The sequence below is a fragment of the Roseburia sp. AM23-20 genome (genome assembly GCF_003470905.1).
Taxonomy (GTDB): Bacteria; Bacillota; Clostridia; order Lachnospirales; family Lachnospiraceae; genus Roseburia; species Roseburia rectibacter.
Window position 1 is genome coordinate 1,459 of the sequence record NZ_QRHS01000037.1, and the last position, 24,180, is coordinate 25,638.

A 24,180-nucleotide genomic window follows, 5' to 3' on the forward strand; every position below is an offset into this window, starting at 1 on the left:
CATTTGTAACTATTCACAAATCTTATATCAGTTTTTAACGTTTACACAAAACTTGAAACGGTCTCCCCTGACTTATCTGTCATTCTTTTTCAATATTTACGAAACCCTGTTTACTACTCAAACTCCCCGCAGAGAAACTTATTATCCCTGTGAAGGCTTGATTTTTAAAGCTTTTAATGGCGATTATTACACCTTTTATCACAATTATTTTATGTTTTCAAAAATTTAGGTATCATATAGGTATCAAAATTCAAACCACATTACTCTGCATTTTGCATCTCTAATAATTCCCCAAATATTTTGTATGCAGCATCTTGAAATTTTACAACAATTTCATTTTGTTCAGCCTTAACAAAAGGTTGAACATATATTCTCCCTTCCTCTTCAAGGTATGTTTTATCAATGTCCACTCGTAAATCCTGATTTTTAAAACTTAGAACAACAGCAAATTCCGTTGCATCTTGCTTGTGCTCATATCTATAACGCATTGCTGAAATATAATAGCCTTTATTTATAGATTCCTGTACAAATTCATTGGATCTAAGCCCACTACCATTTAATACTGCTTGACTAATCCCCGATAAAGTCGAAGCTTCATTTTCATCATCAATTCTTACTTCTTCATCTTCTTCGTCTTCTTCAATAGTTCCTTGTTTAACAGTTATACCTGTAATTGTTTTTAATCTCCACATTTCAAATGTATATGCTGCAATACGATCAAAAAATTCTATTTTGTTCTTTCCATTTAGTAATTCCAAATTTATATGCCTTAGATTAAGCGTACTATCTCCCTTTGAAATAGTTTCTATAAATTTCAACGCATTTTTCGAGTCAGTTGATGATTGTTGTCTTATATCTATTACAACTTCTCTATCAGATATCTTACGAATATTCATTCTAAGATATCTTTTTTCATATTCTAATAATTTATTTCGTCCAGGCAATTTTCTTGTGTAACACAACTGAATATATGCCCCATCACTTGTTTTTACAGGTTGCTCTAACTGATAGTCATTGGACTTTATTGATTTTTGTTTATTCATCTCATCCATCAAAACATCAATAATATTATCTTCTGTCTCCGGCTTCAATATCACATTAACAATCATTGATTTTTCATAGTTATTTTCATTTGACATCATATCCCTATATCTGATATTTCGTCAGCTCCAAGAAAAATTGTATACACTTGTTCTGCAAATTGCTCCACATTATTAGCAGTAAAAACAATTCCTTTTTTTCTTAAATAATATTTCAATGTTGATGGCTTTAGTTTTTTATCTACAATTAATCTCTTTAATTCTGAACAATCTACATATTCTGTAACCATATTACCTACCTCCCATATCAACCGGCGATAAACTTCTATTATCAATAAATTCTATCTTAATTCTACTAGCAATATTCTCTGTAATAGGCTGTTGTATTTGATACAAAGTATTTATAAAATTATCCTTTACAAATTCAACATCTGAATTTTTTCTAGGGTAAAATACAAAGACCAATTCTTTCGCATCTTGAAATTGTAATGCTTTAAACATACTCCACATATACTTAAAATTACCTTTTGATATTTCATCAAATGAAATTATAATTTTTCTAACTTGAGGCACTTTATATGATGTACCCGATTCAGTTTTTTCAATATATTTCATATCTTGAGCAAATATGTATTTTGAATATAGTTGATTTATGGTTAGGTAGTTTCCTAACTCCATATTTGATCCTTCTATACTCGGATAAATAAACTGAAACTCGCTCGTAAAGTCCTTCTCTATTTTATTTCTTAATGAATTCCATCTATCTATTTCATCATTTCCTGCTATAAAAACATTTATAGGATTTCTTCTTGAATGAACCTTCAAGTTACATAAATATTTATTAAACAACTCAGAATTAAAACTATCATTTGCATGAACAAGTAACAGTCCTGTATTCAACATTGTATTTCCCATATCGAAATCCTGCAATTCTGGTGCTGATTGTGCACATTCTATTGCATTAATTAACTCTTCTAACCATTTATCTAGTTCTGCTTGATTTATAGAGCGCATCTGACGATTTTTACATTCTACAACTATTCCTTGATTACATCGCATATATGGATTATTAAAATTCATCAATAAATCTAATCCATGTGTTTGCTTATTATGTTGATATTTTCGACTACATTGAATTTCAGTATCTCGAGCAATTTCACTCCATCCAAAACCCGAAAATAATTTTTCTCCAAATCCCTCTAACTTTTTTCCAATTTTATTTGCCTGTTCACCCATATGTTTCTCCTCTAATTCACAATTCTATAAATGTTCCGTATTAATTCTTCTCTATCATCATCATTTATTTTGCTTAAAACTATTTTCCCATTTTTATAAATTGTTACTACTGTGTGTATATTTTTAAACTTAAAAGATAAAACAACAATATTTCCAACATATTTATGTGCAATGTCTGTAGGATTATTTTGGTTCAATAAATTAACATTGCAATTTACTAGCAACCCTTTTTCAATTGTAATATCTACCAGCTTCATTTTCAATAAATCTATATTATTATCATTGCATATCTCATTCACCAACATATTTACATCAACGATATATTCACTTACTGCATAAGCATTCTTTGAAATTATGCCTATTAATGTGATAATTCTTTGTGCCATTTGTTTAGTTCCAAATACAATCAACTTTGTTTTATTCACCTGAATTTCAAATTCTGCAATATTAATAACTTCTTCTTCAGCTTCCTCAAATTGTCTCTTATCAATATTATACTTATATTCTTTTTTCTTTTTTCTCAACCAATATGTTGCTCTCATATACTCTTCATCATATTCCGAAAAAATAATTCCCTGCATATCATCTTGAAGATTTTTCTCATAATCATTCGCCAAATTTTTTAGAGTATATTTTTTATTTTTTACAAATTCATAAAGAATCATATTCGTCATAACTTTACCCCTTTCATTATATTCTATAATATATACCTTTTGTAATTATTTTAATTTTCAATTCCTGCATATATTTTGCGAACATATTTCTTCATGCTTATGTTCAATTTTTCTTGCATATACAATCACATTTCTTTCTATATACTCCAGCAATTCTGTACCATCCAAATATATATACATCTGCGGTGCTACAAAGCCCGGAACATTTTCTCTTAATTCATCTAATGATATCTGTGATGTTTCCTGAAATCTATCTATTTCCATTGCATATCTATAATGATAAGTTTCCATATATTCCTTTATTCGTGTAACAGCATTGCTATCTTCTTTATAGTATTCCAACCAGTCAGATAGACAATGCCTTTTTCCCAAGTATACAACACCGGTGATTGCTTTCACCGGTGAGCTAACATACATATATGCCATTATAGGCTCATCTGGAAAATTTCTTCTATGTTCAAATATCTTCACACCAGATTTTATTTTTTCATAAACATCTGGTCTAAAACTTAATAGCATTTTCCTCAATATCTGTACCGCCTTATTTCCATTTACATTCAATATTCAGCACTGATGTCGGCATACCAATAAACTGCACATCAAACTTTAAACTTGGTTCAACCTTTGTACTTGCATTATGAATTCTGAAGCTTAATTGCCATCCATTATCCAAAAACATTTCTACAGTATTAGTGCTTCCTGGCTTGAACTCAAGTGCCACAAGTCTTGTAGGTAACTCTACTATTGGAACAGTAATCGCCGATACCTTATTTTCACTTGGTTTATTTAAAGTATCATGCATATTAAAAGTATGAATCATTGTAAGACGCTTACTATCACGGCTGACAACCTTATAGTAATCCTCTATTCCAATAAGATATTCTATCATCTTACGTGGCATATTCTTATCTCCTTTATATGCTCTATTAACCTCATCCATAAATGCCTGTAATAAAGGTACATATACTACTTCGTCTTTGTCATTGATTTCAGACCATCTTGAGCCATTATCCTTCTCATTCTTCAACATATCAAATATTGGTTGAACCGCATTCCAATATGCATCACTACAAGGTATATCAAACCATTCTTTACCAAAATCAAGTTTATGACTTAATCTGCTATGTTTTACGGCATCGTGATTATGTTTGATACTTAATCCTATTTCCCACTCAATATCATTTCTTCTAATAACAATGTCTCTTACATCCCCCTTTACGCCAGCTCCGTCCTTCTGAAATTCTAATGTCAATTCATCATTACTGCCCTCTGACATTTTAGGTTCCATTTCAAGCACTGTATCAATGGCTGATTCTGCTGATATCATAAATGTCTGCTGCATTTCCTCATCCATAAGAGCCCATGCCTTTTCATTTGCATGCAAACTAGAATTATCAACTATTCTAGTTTTTCGCATCTCACATAACACCTTATAAAGTGTTTTTATCCAAGCATACTCATATGCTCTACCCTGATCATTACTCTTTGTACTCACTTTCTTCTCATTAACCTCCTTTGCATCTATAACCTCATTATCTACAACAACCTCTGCACCATTACCTTCTAGGTATTTCTTTATTGCAACAGCTATTTCATATGCAAGGTTAACCGGAACAGCATTGCCAATCATTTTATATGCTGTATTAGTATCCTCATATATAAATTTAAAATCATCTGGAAATCCCTGTACTCTGGCAACCTCTCTAATTGTCATACGGCGATAAAGATGTTCTTTTCCTTCTACAAATCTGCAATCATTCTGTGCCACTTTAACCATTTTAGGTGCCTGTGGATGAAGCTGACATTGTCTTCCTGATGCCTGAACTGTAAATGCCTGTTCATCCCATCCTTTTACTCTATTACGACTCATAAATATTGGTGAATATGCTCCAGTATAGTATTCATTGTTATTGATTGCCTCTGGATTGTGGTGATTTTTCTCTCCTGAGGGAACAGCCGTATCTTGCAAATCCCATATAATATCACGAAGGGTTATTTTCTTATCATCATCCTTTGTTGAACCTTTAGGAAATCCAAAATCAATGTGCAAATCCTTCCTAAATCCTATATAAAACACTCTCTTTCTTTCTTCTGCAACACCATAATCCTTTGCATTTACGAGTGTGAATGATACATCATATCCTGCATCATCAAAAAGATTTAGTATATTTTGCACCGCTTCTGAATGTCTGTTTGCCAACATTCCGCTTACATTTTCTGCCAAAAAGAATTTAGGTTGGAATTCCTTTAATATTCTAATATAATCAAAAAATAACTGTCCTCTGGCATCCTTAATTCCCTTTAATGAACCTGCTTCAGACCACGACTGACAAGGTGGTCCACCAATAATTCCGTCAACTTCTCCATTTATAAACTGTTCTATATCTTCTTTTGTTACCTGTCTTATATCACCTTCAATCAGATGAGTATTAGGATGATTTGCTTTAAATGTCGCCCATATTGTTTTGTCAAACTCATTCGCAACAGGAATATTAAACCCTGCTCTTTCAAAACCTAAATCTAATCCTCCACATCCACTAAACAAACTAATTATGTTCATGGGTATCCTCTCCTTCATTGTTTTCTTTAATTATTCTGGCAGCTTCTATTAATGCTGTTCTTCTTATAAACTCACTATATGATGAATACGCTTCTAATCTTGCCGCTTCCTTAAACTTATCTAATTCTTCTTCGCTCACTCTTATACTGATTGAAATTGATTTTCTCATCTCATTTGTTCCTCCTGCTTCATAAATTTATGATACGTTCTTCGTATGTCAATGTCAATACTTTGTTGCACGAACAAATGTTTTTATTTTGTTCTTTTAGAAACTTTTCCAACCACCTTCCACACACTCTCCAGAAACCTTTCCAGCAGATTAACTCCATCAATTACAAACTGCTTCATAAACTCATATGCCTTCTCCATCAACTCTTTCAAAGTCATATTTTCCTCTCTAAGCTTTTGGTTCTCATACATTACATCAATAAGTTTCTCCCTACCTTTCACCTCCTCTCCCCGGCATTTACCGGCATGTATGTCAAATTTACTTTTACAAATATGATATCTCTGCTTCTGTCTCATAAAAACCGAGTATACTTACGAATTGCACATAATTATTCGTAAGATTTTACGCTTGCTGCATATAATTGGGATAATTTTTGAAAATAAAAAGAAATGTGATAATAGATAATACCTATGACACTTCTATTTAGTACTCATTAATATCTGTGGTACTATCAAAACAGGTATCATATAGGTATCACGATAAAAGAAAAAGCTCCATAAATGGCTTGTTTACGCCATTTATGAAACTCTGTTTACTACTCTAACTCAATCCAGTCCAGCTTCAGTTCCGGTGTCACATACTCTGCTTTCAGTTCATAATACCCCGGCATAAATTTCACACGGCACATCCGCTGTGTCAGGAAACGCTCTCCGGTTCCACCTGTCTGGACGGTTGCCATCAGTTCTCCATTCAGATACAGATTGGCAGCTCCCTGTGCTAATCCTTCCACCGGGAAACAGAAATGTGCATTAACGTTTAAAATACTTTCTTTTTCCACATAAAGGACTGTATTTTCAAACTTTCCTGCCTCGATACGGCTTCCGCTCCGCAGTGCACAGACCTGCTTTCCGTCTGTATTTACTGCTTCTTTTGCAGTAACTGTAAGCAGTGGATCAAAATCTTTTAACGGACGTTTCATCACAGGTGTTCCAAGCAGGAAACGGCAGATGTTTTTCGCACAGCGCTGTAACTCTCCAACAGTGAGTTTTCCTGCCTCCAGTGCCTCTAAGGTATCATCGCCTACTGCATTGATGGCAGCACCATTATTGTTGACTACCATGTATAAGTCATTCTGTGCGCGAACCATGAATGAGGTGTATCTGCGATCTGCCTCCCCGCCGTTTACAACATCATTCATCTTCGCCCACCAGTCTGTCATAACAATTCCCTGATATCCCCACTCACCACGCAGGATCGTCGTATTTAAGTCATAATTGGATGCCGTCCAGTGTCCGTTGACCGGGTTGTAAGAGGTCATGATCGAATTTGCATTTCCCTCTTTCACGGCAATCTCAAAGCCTTTCAGATAGATTTCACGGAGTGCCCGCTCAGATACAACGGAGTTTACATTATGTCTTTCCGTCTCCTGATTATTCGCTGCAAAATGTTTCACGGTCGCAGAAGAACCGGCACTTCGGATTCCCCTTGTCATTGCCGCCGCAAACTGTCCTGTCACAAGCGGATCTTCACTGAAATACTCAAAGTTACGTCCATTTAATGGATAGCGGTGGATATTGATTCCCGGTCCAAGCAGGGTGTCGATCTCGTTTCCAACTAATTCCCTGCCTTCCATCTGATATAATTCTTCCATCATTGGAATATTAAAGGAACATGCAAGGAGTGTTCCGATCGGGAGTTGTGTTGCCTTTAATCCGCTCTCCATACGGATGCCGGACGGGCCATCGGATGCGCAGGCAATCGGGATGCCATAACCATGCAGGCTGTCGCTGACACCGCCAAATGCGGATGCTGTACCCGGTGTTACCTTCGGGCTGCTCATTCCCTCGCCGCGGACGATCACGGCTAACTCCTCGTTGGTAAACTGTGCTGCAAATGCGTCCAATTCTTCTTCCACACTGCTGCCATTTTTGATATTCTCTGCAACCGCCTGTAAGGTAATTCCTTTATTTCCGGTCTGTGGCAGTTCTTTTGGCAGACGGCTTTTGATCCGCTCTGCCAGATCAACCATCTGCTGTGGTGCTTTTTCATATGCACGGGCAAACACCCCGTCCTCCTTTTGTCGGCCTGTCTTAAGACGCAAAAATTCTTTTGTCGGCGCAAGCGCCTCCTCCAGTTCCTCCGTGACAACGCAGGAAGCAATCTCATAGCCGCCTTTTCCGTCCACATTGGCTTTTTCTGTGCATCTGACACTGTTTCCAACGTAGATCTCATACAGACCTTCCTCTAAGACATAGCAGGACTTATGACCAGTCACACCGCTGTCGTCATAGGAAGCAAACCGGCTTACCGGAATGGTAAGTTCAAGAACTTCCTCCTCGCCCGGAGCAAGCAGTTTTGTCTTTGCAAATCCGCACAATACCTTTGCCGATTTTCCAAGCTGTCCCTGTGGGGCGGACACATAAACCTGAGCAGCCTCTTTTCCGGCTGCTGCCCCGGTATTTTTCACACGGATACTGAGTGCGATCTTTGCATCTTTTCCATTTCCTGTACTCTCCGCTTTTACCGTCTCCATGGAAAATTCCGTATAAGATAAACCGAAACCAAACTCATACATTACTTTTTCCGGTGCGAATGTCTCAAAATAACGGTAGCCGACATAGATATCTTCCGCATAAATATTTTCTGTCTTACTTCCAAAATGGTCCGCTGCCGGGTAATCAGAAAGTTTCTCTGCGATCGTATCCGTCAGTTTTCCGGATGGTGTCACTCTGCCCGATAACAGATCTGCAACGGCATTCGCGCCTTCCATTCCTCCATGCCAGATGTAAAGAATCGCTTTGATGTGATCCTGATATGCTGCATCTTTCGTCCAACTCATATCAATGATATTAGACACATTTAAAAGCACTGCCACTTCGTTAAAATATTTTGTTACGATGCGAAGATTTTCTTTCTCCCGTTTTGTCAGAAGATAACTGCCTTCCGTGTCCTCGTAATCTTTATCCTCACCGGCAGTTCTTCCGATCAGAAAAATAGCTTTTTCAGACTTTTCTGCTGCGCGGCATGCGATCTCGTCGGTGATTTCCATCTCTTCCTGATGCCACGGCTCTGCCGCCCAGCCACCGCCTCCGTTGTCAAACGGATGCTCCTTTAACCATTCTTTATAGGTTTCTACCAGTTCCTCATTTACAGGGAAAGCATTGTTTTCTTTGATTCCGTCTAAAATATTTTTGACATACGGCACATTGACCGCTCCACCTGAACCGGTTCCACTCCGGTAATACTCAATCTGGCTTCTTCCGAAAATAGAAACTGTCTCATCCTTTTTGATCGGAAGCATATGCCCCTCATTCTTTAAAAGCACGGCTCCCTCTGCTGCTGCCTCTCTGCAGTATGCTGCCAGTTCCGGCAGCGGAACACCGATTCCACTGTTACCCATGATAATCCTCCATTTTAATCTCCATTCTTGCGCTGTCTTTCAATGAAAACAACGTTTTCATTTGCATCTCAAGTTTGTGCGTAAGCACAAATCTTGCGTGTGAAAAATCTTATTTTTCACACTATATATCTGTTGTTATCTTTTTAGCCTGTCATTGTTTTTGTCTATGATTGTTTTTCGTCTGATCTCAGTCGATTTTCAGTATTAATCCTAAAATACGCTTTGCGCAGATCTCCATCTCTTCTCTTGTCAGTACTCCTGCCTCTTTCGCGCGGAGCAGGCTCTCCGGGAATCCACATGCCATCTTGATGTCATTTCCCGCTTTTACTTCTTTATAATGCTCACCGCTTGTCCACCAGTCGGTCGTGACCATTCCCTGATAATTCCACTCACCTCTTAAGATGTCCTCTAAAAGCTCACGGTTTTCAGAAGTTCTGTGTCCGTTTACGATATTGTAAGATGACATAATGCACCACGGATCTGCCTCTTTTACGATAATCTCAAACGCCTTTAAATAAATCTCCCTTGCTGCCCGCTCGGACACTCTGGAATCGCTTTCCTTACGGTTTGTCTCCTTATTGTTGCATGCAAAATGTTTGACCGTCGCGGCAATATGTTTTGACTGGATTCCCTTTACCATTGCAGATGCCATTTTTCCGGTCAGATACGGGTCTTCGGAATAATACTCGAAGTTTCTTCCGCAGAGCGGACTTCTGTGGATATTGACTGCAGGTGTCAGCCAGACGGCAATGTTATTTTCTTTCACCTCAGCGGCACCTGCTGCACCAACCTGATATACCACATCCGGGTTCCAGGTACATGCTAAAAGTGTCGCACACGGCCACGCCGTCGTAACTACGCCGCATTTTTTCTCAATGCGGAGTCCGGCAGGTCCGTCCGCCGTCATAATATTCGGGATTCCATACTCCGGCATATTTCCAAATCCAAATGTATTTGCCACACCGGTATTCGGCTGACCGCCAAGAATATGCGCAAGTTCCTCATCTGTCATCTGTGCCACAAATTCGTCCAGCGTGATCTTTCCTTCTGCAACTTCCATAAAAATATGTGCGTCTTTCTTATACGGCTGTGACCAGAGCTGATGTCCCGGCAGTGCGCGGACAGCTGGTGAAAATCCATCGCTTTCCTTCCTCGGAACACGTTTGATTGCGGAGTAATCCGGATCATTCGGTTCGGACTGCGGCAGTTTTTCAAAACTTCCATCGGAGAGCATGCGCTCCGCAAGTGAAGTCGGAACCAGTTTTGCACTAAGCTGCTCTGTTACGGTATCCTCTGGCATTGTAAAACAAAATACCTGCTCTGTTTCCCGCACGGACGTGCCAAGATAAAACTGATACTTACCTTTTTCCAGCACATAGGCAGATTTCTGAATTTTTCCCAGATCATCATAGGATGCAAGCTGTGCCACCGGTGCCTCTAACGTCAGAAGCTGCGTTTCTCCCTGTGCTAACAGTCGTGTTTTTTCAAATGCTACAAGGACTCTCTTTGCCTTTCCAAGCACGCCCTGCGGTGCCTGCGCATATAACTGCATGACTTCTTTTCCCGGATATTTTCCGGTGTTGGTCACATTGATACTCACGCGGATCACACCCTGTTTTTCTTCCGCAGATACTAACGCACGCTCGAAAGTCGTGTAGGAAAGACCGTAGCCAAACGGATAATTGACGGCTTTATCAACCCCCGGTATTGTCTCAAAATAGCGGTAGCCGACGTAGATATCTTCTTTATAATCGACATATTTTACCGATTCATGGAATGTCTCCGATGACGGATAGTCTTCCAGTTTCTTTGCAAATGTGTCGGAAAGTTTTCCGGATGGGCTGCCGACGCCGCACAGAAGCTCTGCTGCCGCGCTTCCGCCTTCCATACCCCCCTGCCATGCCATCAGCACCGCCTGAATTTTTTCATTTTCTGCAAACCAGTCCGTATCGACCATGCCGCCGACATTCATAACGACTGCCACCTTCGGGAACAACTGCTGCACCTGTTCCACCATCGCGCTCTCTTCCTTCGTCAGGTAAAAGTCTCCGTCCGGAAAAATGCGCTCTGCCTTTTCCAGCAGCGGATCTGTCTGTACCGACTCATCCATCTCCTTATCATAAGAACTCTTTCTGTCCCAGCCTTCCCCGGAAAAACGGCTGATGCAGATCACTGCCGTGTCCGTGTACGCTCTCGCTTTTTTTGCAGTTTCTTCCGGAAACGCAGGCTCTACTGTCATTCCTGGTTCTGCTCCTGCCTCGTACTGTTTTTCTACCTCTTTACGGTAATAATCAGAGAGTGCCTCATACACTTCTACTTTTTCCGGCAGCTTCTTGAATCCCTCATACAAATTTGTCGTATAAGCAACGGTTACATCTCCGCTTCCGCCACCACCCTTGACATAGTCAAAACTGCCTTTTCCAAACAGGGCGAGTTTGGTGCCTGCCTGAAATGGGAGAAGGCTTTCATTGTTCTTTAGAAGAACCATGCCTTCTTTGGCGGCTTCTTTTGACAGGGTGATGTGTGCTTTTGAGGCGGTGACTTTGGTGCCGTCAGCTCCGAGAGGGAGGTTGGGTTGATAAAGTGATCTTTGCCATTTTTCCATGATTGTGGGCTCCTTTTTGAAATATTGTGGTGGGTGTGCCGTTGTAGGTAAAACTTTTTCGTAGGTTGTGAACGTTGGATGTAAAACGCTTTGTAGGATGTGTCACGTTGCTGGCAAAACGCTTTGTAGGATGTGTCACGTTGCTGGCAAAACGCTTTGTAGAATGTATATGCTGCGAGGGATACGCAGTTTTAACGAAGGCACGCTCCCGCTGCGTGTCGCTCGTAGCGGTACTAAGCGACCAAAATACGGTCGCTAAGTACCGACGGCTCCCCAGCACCTTCTTATAAATCTGCGTATCCCTCGCAACAGGCGCAGGTTGTTGGTGCGTTTTGCATGCAGCGCTTTCAGCGTATTGATGCGTTTTGGTCGGCAACGGCTTCTTAGTTTCGATGCGTTTTTGCCTGCAACGGCTTCTTGGTTTTGATGCGTTTTGGTCGGCAACGGCTTCTTGGTTTCGATGCGTTTTTGCCTGCAACGGCTTCTTGGTATTGACGCGTTTTGTCGGCAACTCTCTTACGTTTCTTATATTCTTTATATTCCTATCATACTTACCTTACACTTTTATTTCAAGGCAGATAATGACTTGTATTTCGGTCGATATTGACTTATTATGAGCTTAACAACAAAGTTGGCAGAATCAGTCCTATCGTATTTTACAAGGACTGCCGCACATATTTTCCGGAAGGCTTTCCAACATGCCCTGCGGTCTGTACGGCGCCGGGGTGTCCGGGTAAGGTGGAGCCGTCTTACCGCTTTTTGTGTGTTCCTTAGCGGGCACATGAACAAAAAGTCATGCTGCGGACAGTTGTCCGAGCTCAATGCACTTTTGGCTTTCCATAAACGAATAAGCGAGTTCTGGGAGCAGCATGAAATCGCCACTTTGTTCAGGTGCCCGCTTAGGAACACGAAAAAGCGGTAACCGGCTCAGCCTTACCCGGACACTCCGGCGCCATACAGACCGCAGGAAGGCTCGCCAAAACCCACGCATGCCATAAACACTTTACCTCAGAAGAAAGGAATCCCCACTACCATGACCACCCACGAGATCATCACCTCCAAACCTAAACTCCCCGTCTATTTTGACATCTACCAGTCCGACAACCAGCTCGTCCCAAGCCACTGGCACGCACATGTCGAGATCCTCTACATCTCCTCCGGCTCCATGCACGCCATCTGCCGCGAGGAATCCTTTCTGCTGCACGCAGGAGATATCTTTCTGGTAAACTCCGGCGATATCCACTACACCCGCACGATCGGTAGAACCGAAACCTATCTGCTCCAGATCCCGTTTGACTTTTTTAACCAGATGCTGCCCGGTTTTGCCTCCATCCGTTTTCAGGAATACTTTTCTGCGGAAAAATATAAAAATGACCCCGTATTCTGCGAAATGCGGGATCACTTACTGACCATGGGTTCCTTATATAAAAATGAAAAAAATGGCTACCAGTTTTTATTTGGCAGCCACCTTCATCATTTTCTTTATATACTTTATACTTCTTACGTCCTGCCGCAGTCACAGAGTACCGTCTCGCAGGATACCAAAACGCTCACAAGGCTAAAAGATATCATAACTTATGTGGAAAGGCATTATATGGAACCGCTCTCCCTCTCGGATATCTCAGACCGTTTTGCACTCAATCCCGAATACTTCTGCCGTTTCTTTAAGAAAAACATGGGATTCACCTTCTTAGAATACGTCAACATGGTACGGCTTTCCCATATTTATTCTGACCTCATGCAGACCGGCGACAGCATTACACAGATCATGGAACGCCACGGTTTTATCAACTATAAGGTATTCAACCGTATGTTCAAAGAAGTATACGGCTGTCTGCCCTCGAAAGTCCGCCATCAGTAGCCGACAAGCTGTCTACATGCAAAGATTCAGACAGCAGACAAGCACTGTCCGCCCTCAAAATTCCGTCATTAATAGCCAATTGGTTTATCCTTGCTTCCAGCTTTAAGACGCGCCATAGCACGCGCTAGAGAGGCTTTGGAACGATGATATTCTTCAATACTCTGTTTCTGGCGAAGCTGTTCTTCCGCACGCTCTTTTGCTTCCTGCGCACGTCTTACATCGATCTCCTCCGGTGATTCACAGGTGTCTACAATGACTGTTGCACGGTTGTTGATGATCTGCGCAAACCCGGTTCCCGTAACACCGTAGATCGTGTTTCCGTTTTCCTCTAAGATACGGATCTCTCCGACCTCCACGGCAAACACCATATTTTCATGGTGCGCCTGGATCGCCTTTAAACCATCATGGAGCGGCAGGACTACCTGTGCACATCTTCCATCGTAAAATACCTTATCACAGGCAATTACTTTTAAGCTAAATGTATTCATGTTCCTCCCTCCTAGCTGGCGGAACCGGTATTACCCATTGTCTTTGCCCGCTCAATGACATCTTCGATCGTTCCTACGTTAAAGAATGCAGCTTCCGGATATTCATCCATCTCACCGTCAACGATCGCCTTAAATCCGCGTACGGTGTCTTTTAACGGCACATATTTGCCCGGTACACCAGTAAAGTTCTCTGCAACGTGGAACGGCTGGGATAAGAACTTCTGGATCTTTCTTGCACGGTAAACAACAAGTTTATCCTCCTCGGAAAGCTCTTCCATACCAAGAATTGCAATGATATCCTGTAACTCTGTGTATTTCTGAAGGATCTCCTGAACACGTCTTGCTGTCTCATAATGCTCTTTTCCGACAACATCCTCCTCAAGAATACGTGAGTTTGACTCCAACGGATCAACTGCCGGATAAATACCCTGCTCAACGATTTTTCTGGAAAGAACGGTCGTTGCATCCAGATGTGCGAATGTCGTTGCAGGCGCCGGGTCAGTTAAGTCGTCTGCAGGCACATAGACTGCCTGTACGGAAGTAACGGAACCGTTTTTGGTTGATGCGATACGTTCCTGTAATTCACCCATCTCAGTTGCTAAAGTCGGCTGATAACCAACGGCTGACGGCATACGTCCTAACAGAGCGGATACCTCAGAACCTGCCTGTGTGAAACGGAAAATGTTATCAATGAATAAAAGCACGTTCTGATGCTCCTCATCACGGAAATATTCTGCCATGGTAAGTCCTGTCTCAGCAACACGCATACGTGCTCCTGGCGGCTCGTTCATCTGACCAAACACTAAGGCTGTCTTTTCGAGTACGCCGGATTCTTTCATCTCGGACCAGAGGTCATTACCCTCTCTCGAACGCTCTCCAACACCGGTAAAAATGGAATATCCGCCGTGCTCAGTTGCAATGTTACGGATCAGCTCCTGGATCAATACCGTTTTACCAACTCCGGCACCACCGAACAGACCGATCTTACCACCTTTTGCATACGGTGCTAAAAGGTCGATGACCTTGATTCCTGTTTCAAGTACCTCAACGACCGGACTCTGATCCTCGAAAGATGGCGGATCTCTGTGGATACACCAGTGTTTCTCACCCTCTAAAGTCTTGCCGCCGTCTAAGGTATCTCCTAATACATTGAACAGACGCCCCAATGTGCCCTGTCCGACCGGAACCGTAATGCCGCTTCCCGTAGCAACAACTTCCATGTCCTTGTGAAGTCCCTCACTGGCAGCTAACATAATACAACGTACTGTGTTATTGCCGATGTGCTGTGCAACTTCCATGACACAGCGTTTTCCGCCGTTGTCTACTTCAAGCGCATCTTTGATAAACGGAAGGTCATTATCTTCAAATTCAACGTCTACTACAGGTCCCATGACCTGCACGATTTTTCCTGTTTTCATTCCGCTTTCACATCCCCTTCCTATTTTTTCTTCTTTTTCTTCTGTGCCTTCGCACCGCCGATTACCTCTGTGATCTGCTGGGTAATCGCAGCCTGACGCACACGATTGTATTCAATGGACAAAGTCTGCAGCATCTCTTTTGCACTGTCTGTTGCCGCCTGCATCGCCATCATTCGTGAATTGTGCTCACTGGCAAATGACTCCACGAGTGCACCGTAAATAAATCCGTTGACATAGTTCGGCACCACATGCTCTAAAATATCCTGCATGCTCGTATCTGCCTTGATCTCCTCCTGATAAATATCAACAGGAGCTTTCCCCATGAAATCCTCTTTTACCAGTGGAAGCAGTTTCATCATTTCCGCTTCCATGGAAAATGAATTCTCCATTTTCGTATAAATGATGTATACCTCATCCAATTCGTTGTTATTGTATAACTCCAGAATACGTTCTGTGATAACTCTGGCTCTGTGCAGGGAAGGATTTTGCACCGTATATTTAAACTCGGTATCTACCTCTAACCCTTCCTTGGTAAAATACTGTCTTCCAAGCTCTCCGACGACGAACAGTTTGTTGTTTTCGCCCTGCTCAAACAGTTCATGCGCCATTTTAATGACGTTATGGTTGTACGCACCTGCCAGTCCCTTATCTGCAGTGATCACAATGTATCCCCTGCGTTTTTTGTCGTCCGGAATCTCCTCGCGCTGGTCAAAATACCGGCTCTTAGCATCCGGAATATGACGGAGCAGTCGTGAGATTGCAGACTGTAACGCATAGAAATACGGCTCTGTATTTTCGAGCTTCTGCTTTGCACTTCTTAACTTTGCAGAGGAAATCATATACATGGCACTCGTGATCTTCATAGTATCCTGAATACTTTTCATTCGTTTCTGAATTTCCTTGGTATTTGCCATGCTCTATCACCTGCTCTTAAATTCTTTGACTGCCTCTACGATCTTTTCTGTAATCTCATCATCCAGCACTTTTTTCTCGTTGATGGCATCAACGACATCTTTATGCTCGATTTTAAAGAAATCCAGTAATCTTCCCTGGAACTCTTTCATCTGTTTGATATCCACATCCAAAAGCAGACGTTTGTTTGCTGCAACCAGTGTAATTACCTGATCTGCGAGGCTCATCGGATGGCAGAGCGGCTGTTTTAAGAGCTCCATCAGTCCTTTACCATACTGTAACTGCTCTTTCGTCATATCATCCAGATCGGAGCTAAACTGTGTAAACACTTCCATCTCACGGTACTGCGCCAGATCGATACGGATCGTACCGGATGCTTTTTTCATTGCCTTTGTCTGTGCCGCACCACCTACACGGGATACGGAAAGACCTACGTTGACCGCCGGTCTCATACCGGAGTTGAACAGATCACTCTCTAAGAAAATCTGACCATCTGTAATGGAAATAACGTTCGTAGGAATATAAGCGGAAACATCGCCTGCCTGTGTCTCGATGATCGGCAGTGCGGTAATGGAACCTCCGCCTAACTCGTCGTTTAACTTACTGGAACGCTCTAATAATCTTGAATGTAAATAGAATACGTCTCCCGGATATGCCTCTCGTCCCGGTGAACGCTCTAAGAGCAATGACAGTGCACGGTATGCCACTGCATGTTTGGAGAGATCATCATATACGATCAGGACATCTTTTCCTTTGTACATGAAGTACTCTGCAAGTGCTGTTCCTGCATACGGAGCGATGTACTGTAAGGATGCAGATTCACTCGCTGTCGAGGAAAGCACGATGGAATAATCCATGGCACCGTTCTTTGTCAGTGTATTCACTAATTTTGCAACCGTAGATGCCTTCTGACCGATTGCAACGTAAATGCAGACAACATCTTTGCCTTTCTGGTTTAAGATGGTATCTACTGCGATCGATGTTTTACCGGTCTGACGGTCACCGATGATCAGCTCACGCTGTCCACGTCCGATTGGGAACATGGAGTCGATCGCAAGAATACCTGTCTCCATTGGCTGTTTTACGGACTGTCTGTCTACGATACCCGGTGCTTCCTGCTCGATGGCACGGTAATCATCTGCTTTGATCTCACCTTTTCCATCGATCGGGGCTCCAAGGGCATTGATAATTCTTCCAAGGTAAGCATCACCTACCGGAATACCTGCTTTTTTCTTAGTTCTGGTTACTTTCGTTCCCTCTTTGATCTCTGTGTCTTTACCAAAAATAATACAGCCTACCTGATCACGTTTGATATCCTGTACCATTCCGCGGACACCGTTCTCAAAGATAACGATCTCACCATACATCGCATGCTCAATACCATAAATCGTTGCGATACCATCACCGACCCAGATGACAGTTCCGACTTCCTGGTCTTTGCTTACCATGTCATAGTTCTCTATTTCTGTTTTCAGGATAGATATAATCTCTTCTGAACTGATAGAACCCACGTTATCACCTCCACGCTAATCTTCTCTCTAACCGATTTAAGCGCCCTTTCATGCTGTAATCTTCTTCTATATCTCCTACCCGCAGTACAAATCCACCGATCAGTTCCGGCTTCTTTTCCAATGCAAGCGCAACTTTATCTTTCTGATATTTCTTTGCAAGATATGCCTTCATCTGTGCCACTTCATCCTCTGTCGGCTCTAAGACATACTCCAGTTTTGCCTGAAGGATACCATTTTTCTCCGCTTCCACTACATCATATGCGGCAAAAATTTCCTCAAGGAGATCTGCCTTACCGTAATCGCAAACCACCTTCAGAAAATTTTTCATTGATTCCGGAAAGATCCGGTCGATCAGCTTATGTTTTTCCTGTTTTGACACAACCGGACTTTTCAAACTCTTCGGCAGATCCTGAGTCAGAGAAAGAATCTTTTTTGTCTCATCAACAGCTTCTCTTTTCACACCAAGCTCTAAGAGAACTGTTGCATAATTATTTGCTGTCTGCGTCATTCACACCACCTGCTTTTGCCAAAAACTGTTGATACAGTAACCGGTTGTTTTCGTTTGTACTTGCTTCACCAAGTACTTTTCCTGCTGCTGCCACCGCAAGGACTGCAATCTGTGACTGAAGATCCTGCACAGTTTTGTCGCGTTCAAGCTCTACTGTCTTATGGGCATTCTCGATGATCTTTTCCGCTTCTGCATCTGCCGCATTGATACGGTTTTCATACTCTGCCTGAGCACTCTTACGTGTCTTTTCAAGCAGTTCTGCAGATTCCTCATGCGCCTGTGCAAGCATTCCCTCATACTGTTTCTTTAAGTCTCCCGCTTCTGTCTTTAAATTATTTGCATCCGCGATCTGACCTTCGATCATCTGCTTGCGCTGCTCCATAACATTTGTGACAGGACCGATCAAAAACTTGCGAAGTCCCAGATACAGAACGATCAGGTTAATGATGGTAAAGACGACGTTCCAATCTATTCTTAATAATTGCATTCTCTACCAGACCCTTTCCTTAACCTAAGAATAAGATGATTAAAATTGCAACAACCATACCGAAAATTGCAGTACCTTCGGCAAGTGCACAACCAAGTAATAATGCTTTTGTGATCTTTCCGTCTGCTTCCGGCTGTCTTGCGATAGCGTCTGTTGCCTTAGATGTTGCAAGACCGATACCGATACCTGCTCCAATACCTGTTAATGCTGCGATTCCTGCTCCAATAGCGATTAATGATGTCATGATAAAATTCTCCTTTTTCGTTTTTAATTTTGCTTTAACTTCTACTCGATGCTTTCCTTAATAAATAAGGATGTTAAAAATACAAATACATATGCCTGAATAAATCCGTCAAACAAGTCAAAATACAGACTGAGCGGAACCGGCACTAAAAGCGGTGCCACGATCTTGATCAGCTCCATAATGACAAATGCTCCTAAAATGTTACCAAAAAGACGCATACACAATGATAATGGACGAATAAAAATCTCCAGTATATTCATTGGTAACATAAGTGGTATCGGTTCGGCGAAACTCTTCAGAAAACCTTTCACTCCTTTTGCATGTACTCCCGAATATTCGATCAGTACAATACTCATTAAAGCAAGCGCACCGGTAACACCGACATCCTTTGTCGGGGATTTCAATCCGAACAGCCCGATCATATTAGCAACTGCAATATAAATTCCTACTGTCATTAAATAAGGAATATAACGTTTTCCTTCCTCTCCAAGCAGATCGTAAAAGAAGTTATGCAGTCCACCAACAACTGTCTCCACTGCCAGCTGACGTTTTCCTACGTTCTCTACACGCAGGTTTCTTCCTAAGAAAAATGCTGCTACCAAAAGAACTGCCATAATGATCCATGTCACTACCACTGATTCGGCAACCGGAATACCTCCAAATACCGGAATCGTGAATGCTGTCTCACAATTAAGTTCTTCCATCAGCGCTTTCGATAATTCCTCCGTATTCTCACTTCCCTTCTTTCCAACACTTCGCTGTATTTTATTTAAAATTTTTCCACTTGTCAATTTTTTGTCATAGTAAAAATCATGGAGCCTATTTTGGTAATTTTATACAATTTTCTTTCTTGTTTTTTGTGTGTTTTTTTATATTTTGGGAATTGAATATTTCATTTGTTTAGATTTATTTTATTTTTACCTTAAATTGATTCCAAAATGTAGTCCAAAATACCAAAAAAAGTCTACATTTCTTTTTTCGTATCTTTTACGGTTCCTTAATAAAATGCATTTCACACTTTTTTCAAATATTTACCACAATTCCATCATGAACTTCGATTACTATAAATAATGTCAAAAGGAACTAAACCTTTTTCACATAAAACATTTTCTTTTTTTCATAACTAAAGCCAGTAAAACATCCCCCGTTTTACTGGCTCCTCCTTTTTTATCCCGTTTTATCCCGTTTAATGTCTGTCTGTGATTATTTCATTATAAATCATTCAGAAATATACTGACTATCATATAGAGAAGGATTTTTTATTTTGTGGACGCGATGCGGACATAGATAAAAAAACATCAACCAAAGAACACATAGAAGCAGGAGCAAAAGGCGTATACCGTTGTGCAATGTTTAAAGCCGCTGATGAAGCAGCAGGACTTTATCTGTTAAAGCGAATTAATGATCTTGAAACAGAACTTGAAACCTTTACAATATAAAAAGGTTTCACCCTTATATTAAAAGTGAAACCTTTTTCCTTACCCATATATTCTCGTAAAAATATTAACATGTTACCATATAGACATACTTTTTATTTAAATCAGTATGCACTTTAATATATAGTAATAGTCTTGCCCAATTCTCCGATCCCATATATGTATTCATATATGTATTTATTCCCTTTACCACATCACTAGCATTTTTCGCATTATCTATTTCTATTATTTTACTATTATCCCCAAACATATATTCTCTATCGCCATACATCGAATAAAAGCATATTGCATCTTTAAAAGGCGTATAACGAAACAAATTCATTCTTTTTCGATCTGATATCTCTCCATTGTACCATTTATCTGCTGTTGAAAGCAAAAATACCAACTGATCTTTTGGCATAGAATAACATGATGATGAAATATCTGTATTTCTAGTCTCTTCTGTTTTTAATAAATTATATACCTCATTTGTAAGTTTCTCATCATAAGTACCCTTTTTATCAATGTATTTTCCATAACTATTAATTGTTACCACAGCTTTCGTGAAGCCATCCTTGGAGATTCCTGTAACTTCCGTTGTTCCGCTATCCTCCACAATATAATGTGTGTATGATCCATCTGGTGTAGTCTTTTTCTGAACCAAATCCGTTCTATTCCACGTCCAATCCAAAGAAACTCCTAAAAAGTTTTCCGTATTTACGAGTTCATCCATATTTTTCGCTGATTCATCATAATCAAATCCCGTTCCTTCTTCGCGTGAAATATTTGTTTTATACAAGCTATAACTTACCACATTGCAAGAATATGTCTTTCCTTTATAAGTTGCTGTTACAATAGCTTTTCCACCTTTTAAATTATTATATATCACAGCACTATTTCCTTCAGGATATACACGCACTATTTTTTCATCTGACGTATTCCATATAACATCATCACAATCTGCATTATTCAATGTTAAATACGTTCCATCATCCCCATCTCCAAATTTCCAAGTAATAGATGTAGTGCTTAACTTTGGTGTGTTTGTCTCAACGCCATCACTATTATCAGGCTTTTTATCGTCTGTACCCTCAGTATTTTGTGCATCATCTTTATGCGGCTTCTTTGTAGCTGTAACTCTTATGTTACACTTTAATACAGATCCGTTTACTTTTGCAATGACTGTCGTATTTCCCGGTTTCTTTCCGGTAATCTTACCATTTTTTACTGTAACAACATTTCTATTCGAAGACGTCCAAACTACTTTCCTGCTTGTACCTTTTACTTTCAATATATACGATTTTCCACTCTCGATAGTGACTTTCTTCTTGCTGATCTCTGGTTTTTCCACTTTAACATTACATTTCAAGATAGTACCATTTATTTTTGCCTGAATAACCGTTTTACCTGTTTTCTTTCCAGTAACTTTACCATTTTTTACAGTCGCCACCTTTTTATTCAAGGAACTCCATTTTACTTTCCCTTTCATGCCTTTTATTTTAAGATTTACAGTTTTTCCAACATTAACTATAATTTCATTTTGGTTTAAGTATGCTTTCGCAACAGTAATTTTATATATATATGTATTTCCTTTGTCCTTTATCGTAATTTTAGCTTTTCCAATCGATTTTCCTATAATTTTTCCATTCTTTACTACTGCAATCTTTTTGTTGCTGGTCTTAAATGTTGCCTTTCCGCTAAAAGTCTGCTCAATGGCATACGTTTTTCCTTTCCCTATTGTAATATCCTTTGTTACAGTTTTTGCTTCTATGCTTACACTTCCGATCATACAAACAAAAAATGTGCATATCACTGTCATAAGAATCCATATAATGCAGCTTTTCTTTTTCTCTAATTTAATCATAATACTTTTCTCCTCATTATAAATATAAAATCTCCTCACGGTGAGTAACCTTTTTATCTTCTCCTTGTACCTTCAATCGTATCATGCACAAATGAATTTTTTTTAATTTTCTTAGCATATGTACCAAGTACTTTGCCTAAAACACTTTTTCTTTCACTATTTTCAATATAAATATCATTTTTTTCTCCAGCAACATATTCATGTTTCATTATCATATCTTCCATTTCCTCCTTCAATCCATAAAGTGGTATAACCACTAATACAGTTCTACACTTCCATTTTCCCAAATTTTATAATTGTCCTATTTTCTGTTATTCCTCGATCACCATCATTTCAATTTCACATTCCTCATTATCTTCTAATTTTGATATAAATTTTATTTTCTAAATAAAGATTTAAGTATATTATCTTACGATTGACTCACAAAATCAACCATAAACAATACCTCTTTTTTGGAAGATGATTACAATGAAAAAATTAAACAAAACTATTCGCTATTTAATTGTTTTACTTTTAGTTATCGTAATCTATAAGGTATTAATGTAAGTATATCAATACACACTTGGAGCATCTCAAATATTTTTTAATAATTTACGCAAATCTTAATTGTCCATTTTGTTCTGCTTTTATTATCATGTTCGGTATCCGCTCCCCAGTTTTTAAATAGGAACAATTTGCCATTACAAGTATTTTTGCCATTTCCGGCACAACGCTATTTCCAATTCTTGCCACACGTTCTGCTATTGGATATATAAATGTCTGTTATAATATAATTTTCTCCCTGTATATTTATAGGAACTGTCACTAATCCAAATCGATCTTTTGTTGTTATTGTTCCTAACGGTTTGTCTAGTATCTGTCCTATTCCTGTTGCTTAAGATTTTATTGTAGACAATTATCATTACTTACATAAACTTTGTCTTCTAATCATTCTAAATTTGGTCAACCCAAAACCAACCAGTCAAAGTCAGCAAAAAAAAAGCGGAAGTGCCTAATTTTAGGTACTTCCGCGATTTAACCGAATGAGACATCGGGGATTCGAACCCCGGACAACTTGATTAAAAGTCAAGTGCTCTACCAACTGAGCTAATATCCCATATTTTTTTGAATGCCCAGTTCCGGAATCGAACCAGAGACACGAGGATTTTCAGTCCTCTGCTCTACCAACTGAGCTAACTGGGCAAATACGATATTTAAATCCGAGTTGCGGGAATAGGATTTGAACCTATGACCTTCGGGTTATGAGCCCGACGAGCTTCCAGACTGCTCCATCCCGCGATAATAATTATTCTCTTCAAAAAGAGAATGGGCAGAGGTGGATTCGAACCACCGAAGCAAATTGCAGCAGATTTACAGTCTGTCCCCTTTGGCCACTCGGGAATCTGCCCATTTAAAACGTTCAATATGAAATTGACTCATTTTAATTCTCAAAATAAATTGAGAAAAGCCGATGATCGGACTCGAACCGATAACCTGCTGATTACAAATCAGCTGCTCTGCCAATTGAGCCACATCGGCATATCTAAAAATTTTATAAATGGGACCTATAGGGCTCGAACCTATGACCCTCTGCTTGTAAGGCAGATGCTCTCCCAGCTGAGCTAAGATCCCATATTTAAACGACCCAAGCGGGACTCGAACCCGCGACCTCCGCCGTGACAGGGCGGCGCTCTAACCAACTGAGCCATTAGGCCATTGAAGTTAGTACCTTCAAAACTTCATACAGAACTCCGATTTTATTTGGTCAAGCCCTCGATCGATTAGTAACAGTCAGCTCCACACGTTACC

General features: G+C 40.2%; 21 protein-coding genes, 7 tRNA genes and 1 pseudogene. 2 read left to right on the forward strand and 27 right to left on the reverse strand.

Translation table 11 applies throughout. The features are described 5' to 3' along the window. Positions 1-260 precede the first annotated feature (260 nt). The 10 genes from DW650_RS18130 to DW650_RS18170 form a co-directional block, all read right to left on the reverse strand. Entirely contained in the window at positions 261-1,142 is an 882-nt protein-coding gene (locus DW650_RS18130) for a hypothetical protein (protein ID WP_118210752.1), read from the reverse strand. Next, positions 1,139-1,330, reverse strand: a complete 192-nt coding sequence (locus DW650_RS18135; RefSeq protein WP_118210753.1) for a hypothetical protein — start codon at positions 1,328-1,330, stop codon at positions 1,139-1,141. The genes DW650_RS18130 and DW650_RS18135 overlap by 4 nt, the downstream gene beginning before the upstream one ends. A 1-nt stretch (position 1,331) precedes the next feature. Further along, the gene (locus DW650_RS18140) at positions 1,332-2,276 is read right to left on the reverse strand and encodes a hypothetical protein (RefSeq protein ID WP_118210754.1); all 945 of its coding nucleotides are present in this window, start codon (positions 2,274-2,276) and stop codon (positions 1,332-1,334) included. Between the two features lie 11 nt (positions 2,277-2,287). Then, a complete protein-coding gene (locus tag DW650_RS18145) occupies positions 2,288-2,950 on the reverse strand; it encodes a hypothetical protein (protein WP_118210755.1) in 663 nt (220 codons plus the stop codon). Positions 2,951-3,007: 57 nt separating this feature from the next. After that, a complete protein-coding gene (locus tag DW650_RS18150; protein WP_118210756.1) occupies positions 3,008-3,511 on the reverse strand; it encodes a hypothetical protein in 504 nt (167 codons plus the stop codon). Next, positions 3,492-5,510, reverse strand: coding sequence for a HaeIII family restriction endonuclease (locus DW650_RS18155; protein ID WP_118210757.1), 2,019 nt, complete (start codon positions 5,508-5,510; stop codon positions 3,492-3,494). The genes DW650_RS18150 and DW650_RS18155 overlap by 20 nt, the downstream gene beginning before the upstream one ends. After that, complete coding sequence (locus DW650_RS18160; RefSeq protein WP_055173939.1) at positions 5,497-5,679, reverse strand: type II toxin -antitoxin system TacA 1-like antitoxin; 183 nt, start codon at positions 5,677-5,679, stop codon at positions 5,497-5,499. Before DW650_RS18160 ends, DW650_RS18155 begins: the two co-directional genes overlap by 14 nt. Before the next feature lie 83 nt (positions 5,680-5,762). Next, positions 5,763-5,960: a hypothetical protein gene (locus DW650_RS19460; protein ID WP_147403024.1), complete on the reverse strand. Its 198-nt coding sequence runs from the start codon at positions 5,958-5,960 to the stop codon at positions 5,763-5,765. A gap of 314 nt (positions 5,961-6,274) precedes the next feature. After that, positions 6,275-9,079 carry a glycoside hydrolase family 3 protein gene (locus DW650_RS18165; protein ID WP_118210758.1) on the reverse strand — a complete coding sequence of 935 codons (2,805 nt, stop codon included), beginning with the start codon at positions 9,077-9,079 and terminating at the stop codon, positions 6,275-6,277. A 187-nt stretch (positions 9,080-9,266) separates the two neighbouring features. Next, entirely contained in the window at positions 9,267-11,684 is a 2,418-nt protein-coding gene (locus tag DW650_RS18170; RefSeq protein ID WP_118210759.1) for a glycoside hydrolase family 3 protein, read from the reverse strand. A gap of 1,033 nt (positions 11,685-12,717) precedes the next feature. On the opposite strand from DW650_RS18170, the pseudogene DW650_RS20805 reads away from it, so the two are divergent. After that, a pseudogene (locus DW650_RS20805) lies at positions 12,718-13,014 on the forward strand (cupin domain-containing protein); the annotation flags it as partial. An 81-nt stretch (positions 13,015-13,095) separates the two neighbouring features. Further along, complete coding sequence (locus tag DW650_RS20240; protein WP_243091601.1) at positions 13,096-13,545, forward strand: helix-turn-helix transcriptional regulator; 450 nt, start codon at positions 13,096-13,098, stop codon at positions 13,543-13,545. Between the two features lie 68 nt (positions 13,546-13,613). Here DW650_RS20240 and atpC read toward each other — a convergent pair whose 3' ends face one another. From atpC to DW650_RS18255, 17 genes are all read right to left on the reverse strand, one after another. Further along, positions 13,614-14,033 carry an ATP synthase F1 subunit epsilon gene (atpC, locus tag DW650_RS18180; RefSeq protein ID WP_118210761.1) on the reverse strand — a complete coding sequence of 140 codons (420 nt, stop codon included), beginning with the start codon at positions 14,031-14,033 and terminating at the stop codon, positions 13,614-13,616. Between the two features lie 11 nt (positions 14,034-14,044). After that, positions 14,045-15,451, reverse strand: a complete 1,407-nt coding sequence (gene atpD / locus DW650_RS18185) for a F0F1 ATP synthase subunit beta (protein ID WP_006857771.1) — start codon at positions 15,449-15,451, stop codon at positions 14,045-14,047. Positions 15,452-15,471: 20 nt separating this feature from the next. After that, positions 15,472-16,365, reverse strand: a complete 894-nt coding sequence (gene atpG / locus DW650_RS18190) for an ATP synthase F1 subunit gamma (RefSeq protein ID WP_118210762.1) — start codon at positions 16,363-16,365, stop codon at positions 15,472-15,474. A 6-nt stretch (positions 16,366-16,371) separates the two neighbouring features. Next, complete coding sequence (atpA, locus tag DW650_RS18195) at positions 16,372-17,874, reverse strand: F0F1 ATP synthase subunit alpha (protein ID WP_118210763.1); 1,503 nt, start codon at positions 17,872-17,874, stop codon at positions 16,372-16,374. A 4-nt stretch (positions 17,875-17,878) separates the two neighbouring features. After that, complete coding sequence (gene atpH / locus DW650_RS18200; protein WP_118210764.1) at positions 17,879-18,382, reverse strand: ATP synthase F1 subunit delta; 504 nt, start codon at positions 18,380-18,382, stop codon at positions 17,879-17,881. Beyond that, a complete protein-coding gene (gene atpF / locus DW650_RS18205) occupies positions 18,363-18,869 on the reverse strand; it encodes a F0F1 ATP synthase subunit B (protein WP_118210765.1) in 507 nt (168 codons plus the stop codon). The genes atpH and atpF overlap by 20 nt, the downstream gene beginning before the upstream one ends. A 19-nt stretch (positions 18,870-18,888) precedes the next feature. Next, complete coding sequence (gene atpE / locus DW650_RS18210) at positions 18,889-19,113, reverse strand: ATP synthase F0 subunit C (protein ID WP_006857776.1); 225 nt, start codon at positions 19,111-19,113, stop codon at positions 18,889-18,891. Between the two features lie 41 nt (positions 19,114-19,154). Then, the gene (locus DW650_RS18215) at positions 19,155-19,817 is read right to left on the reverse strand and encodes a F0F1 ATP synthase subunit A (protein ID WP_118210767.1); all 663 of its coding nucleotides are present in this window, start codon (positions 19,815-19,817) and stop codon (positions 19,155-19,157) included. A gap of 799 nt (positions 19,818-20,616) precedes the next feature. Further along, positions 20,617-22,392 carry an Ig-like domain-containing protein gene (locus DW650_RS18220; protein ID WP_118210766.1) on the reverse strand — a complete coding sequence of 592 codons (1,776 nt, stop codon included), beginning with the start codon at positions 22,390-22,392 and terminating at the stop codon, positions 20,617-20,619. Between the two features lie 53 nt (positions 22,393-22,445). Beyond that, positions 22,446-22,616 (reverse strand): hypothetical protein, encoded by a 171-nt coding sequence (locus tag DW650_RS19610; RefSeq protein ID WP_158576242.1) that lies wholly within the window; start codon positions 22,614-22,616, stop codon positions 22,446-22,448. 799 nt (positions 22,617-23,415) lie between these two features. Then, positions 23,416-23,488, reverse strand: a tRNA-Lys gene (locus DW650_RS18225). A gap of 13 nt (positions 23,489-23,501) precedes the next feature. Beyond that, positions 23,502-23,574: transfer RNA gene (locus DW650_RS18230), tRNA-Phe, on the reverse strand. 22 nt (positions 23,575-23,596) lie between these two features. After that, positions 23,597-23,670: transfer RNA gene (locus DW650_RS18235), tRNA-Met, on the reverse strand. 28 nt (positions 23,671-23,698) lie between these two features. Further along, a tRNA-Tyr gene (locus tag DW650_RS18240) sits at positions 23,699-23,780 on the reverse strand. Between the two features lie 57 nt (positions 23,781-23,837). After that, a tRNA-Thr gene (locus DW650_RS18245) sits at positions 23,838-23,910 on the reverse strand. Positions 23,911-23,930: 20 nt separating this feature from the next. Continuing rightward, a tRNA-Val gene (locus DW650_RS18250) sits at positions 23,931-24,003 on the reverse strand. Between the two features lie 9 nt (positions 24,004-24,012). Beyond that, positions 24,013-24,086: transfer RNA gene (locus DW650_RS18255), tRNA-Asp, on the reverse strand. Between the last annotated feature and the right edge of the window lie 94 nt (positions 24,087-24,180).

What these genes read in the sequence shown, in the direction of transcription:
- atpD (WP_006857771.1), bottom strand. Translation starts at nt 15,451, where the DNA reads ATGAAAACAGGAAAAATCGTGCAGGTCATGGGACCTGTAGTAGACGTT.
- DW650_RS20240 (WP_243091601.1), top strand. Translation starts at nt 13,096, where the DNA reads ATGGGTTCCTTATATAAAAATGAAAAAAATGGCTACCAGTTTTTATTT.
- DW650_RS18220 (WP_118210766.1), bottom strand. Translation starts at nt 22,392, where the DNA reads ATGATTAAATTAGAGAAAAAGAAAAGCTGCATTATATGGATTCTTATG.
- atpG (WP_118210762.1), bottom strand. Translation starts at nt 16,365, where the DNA reads ATGGCAAATACCAAGGAAATTCAGAAACGAATGAAAAGTATTCAGGAT.
- DW650_RS18135 (WP_118210753.1), bottom strand. Translation starts at nt 1,330, where the DNA reads ATGGTTACAGAATATGTAGATTGTTCAGAATTAAAGAGATTAATTGTA.
- DW650_RS19610 (WP_158576242.1), bottom strand. Translation starts at nt 22,616, where the DNA reads ATGGAAGATATGATAATGAAACATGAATATGTTGCTGGAGAAAAAAAT.
- DW650_RS18215 (WP_118210767.1), bottom strand. Translation starts at nt 19,817, where the DNA reads ATGGAAGAACTTAATTGTGAGACAGCATTCACGATTCCGGTATTTGGA.
- DW650_RS18170 (WP_118210759.1), bottom strand. Translation starts at nt 11,684, where the DNA reads ATGGAAAAATGGCAAAGATCACTTTATCAACCCAACCTCCCTCTCGGA.
- atpE (WP_006857776.1), bottom strand. Translation starts at nt 19,113, where the DNA reads ATGACATCATTAATCGCTATTGGAGCAGGAATCGCAGCATTAACAGGT.
- atpH (WP_118210764.1), bottom strand. Translation starts at nt 18,382, where the DNA reads ATGACGCAGACAGCAAATAATTATGCAACAGTTCTCTTAGAGCTTGGT.
- DW650_RS18165 (WP_118210758.1), bottom strand. Translation starts at nt 9,079, where the DNA reads ATGGGTAACAGTGGAATCGGTGTTCCGCTGCCGGAACTGGCAGCATAC.
- DW650_RS18155 (WP_118210757.1), bottom strand. Translation starts at nt 5,510, where the DNA reads ATGAACATAATTAGTTTGTTTAGTGGATGTGGAGGATTAGATTTAGGT.
- atpF (WP_118210765.1), bottom strand. Translation starts at nt 18,869, where the DNA reads ATGCAATTATTAAGAATAGATTGGAACGTCGTCTTTACCATCATTAAC.
- DW650_RS18145 (WP_118210755.1), bottom strand. Translation starts at nt 2,950, where the DNA reads ATGACGAATATGATTCTTTATGAATTTGTAAAAAATAAAAAATATACT.
- DW650_RS18140 (WP_118210754.1), bottom strand. Translation starts at nt 2,276, where the DNA reads ATGGGTGAACAGGCAAATAAAATTGGAAAAAAGTTAGAGGGATTTGGA.
- atpC (WP_118210761.1), bottom strand. Translation starts at nt 14,033, where the DNA reads ATGAATACATTTAGCTTAAAAGTAATTGCCTGTGATAAGGTATTTTAC.
- DW650_RS18160 (WP_055173939.1), bottom strand. Translation starts at nt 5,679, where the DNA reads ATGAGAAAATCAATTTCAATCAGTATAAGAGTGAGCGAAGAAGAATTA.
- DW650_RS18130 (WP_118210752.1), bottom strand. Translation starts at nt 1,142, where the DNA reads ATGATGTCAAATGAAAATAACTATGAAAAATCAATGATTGTTAATGTG.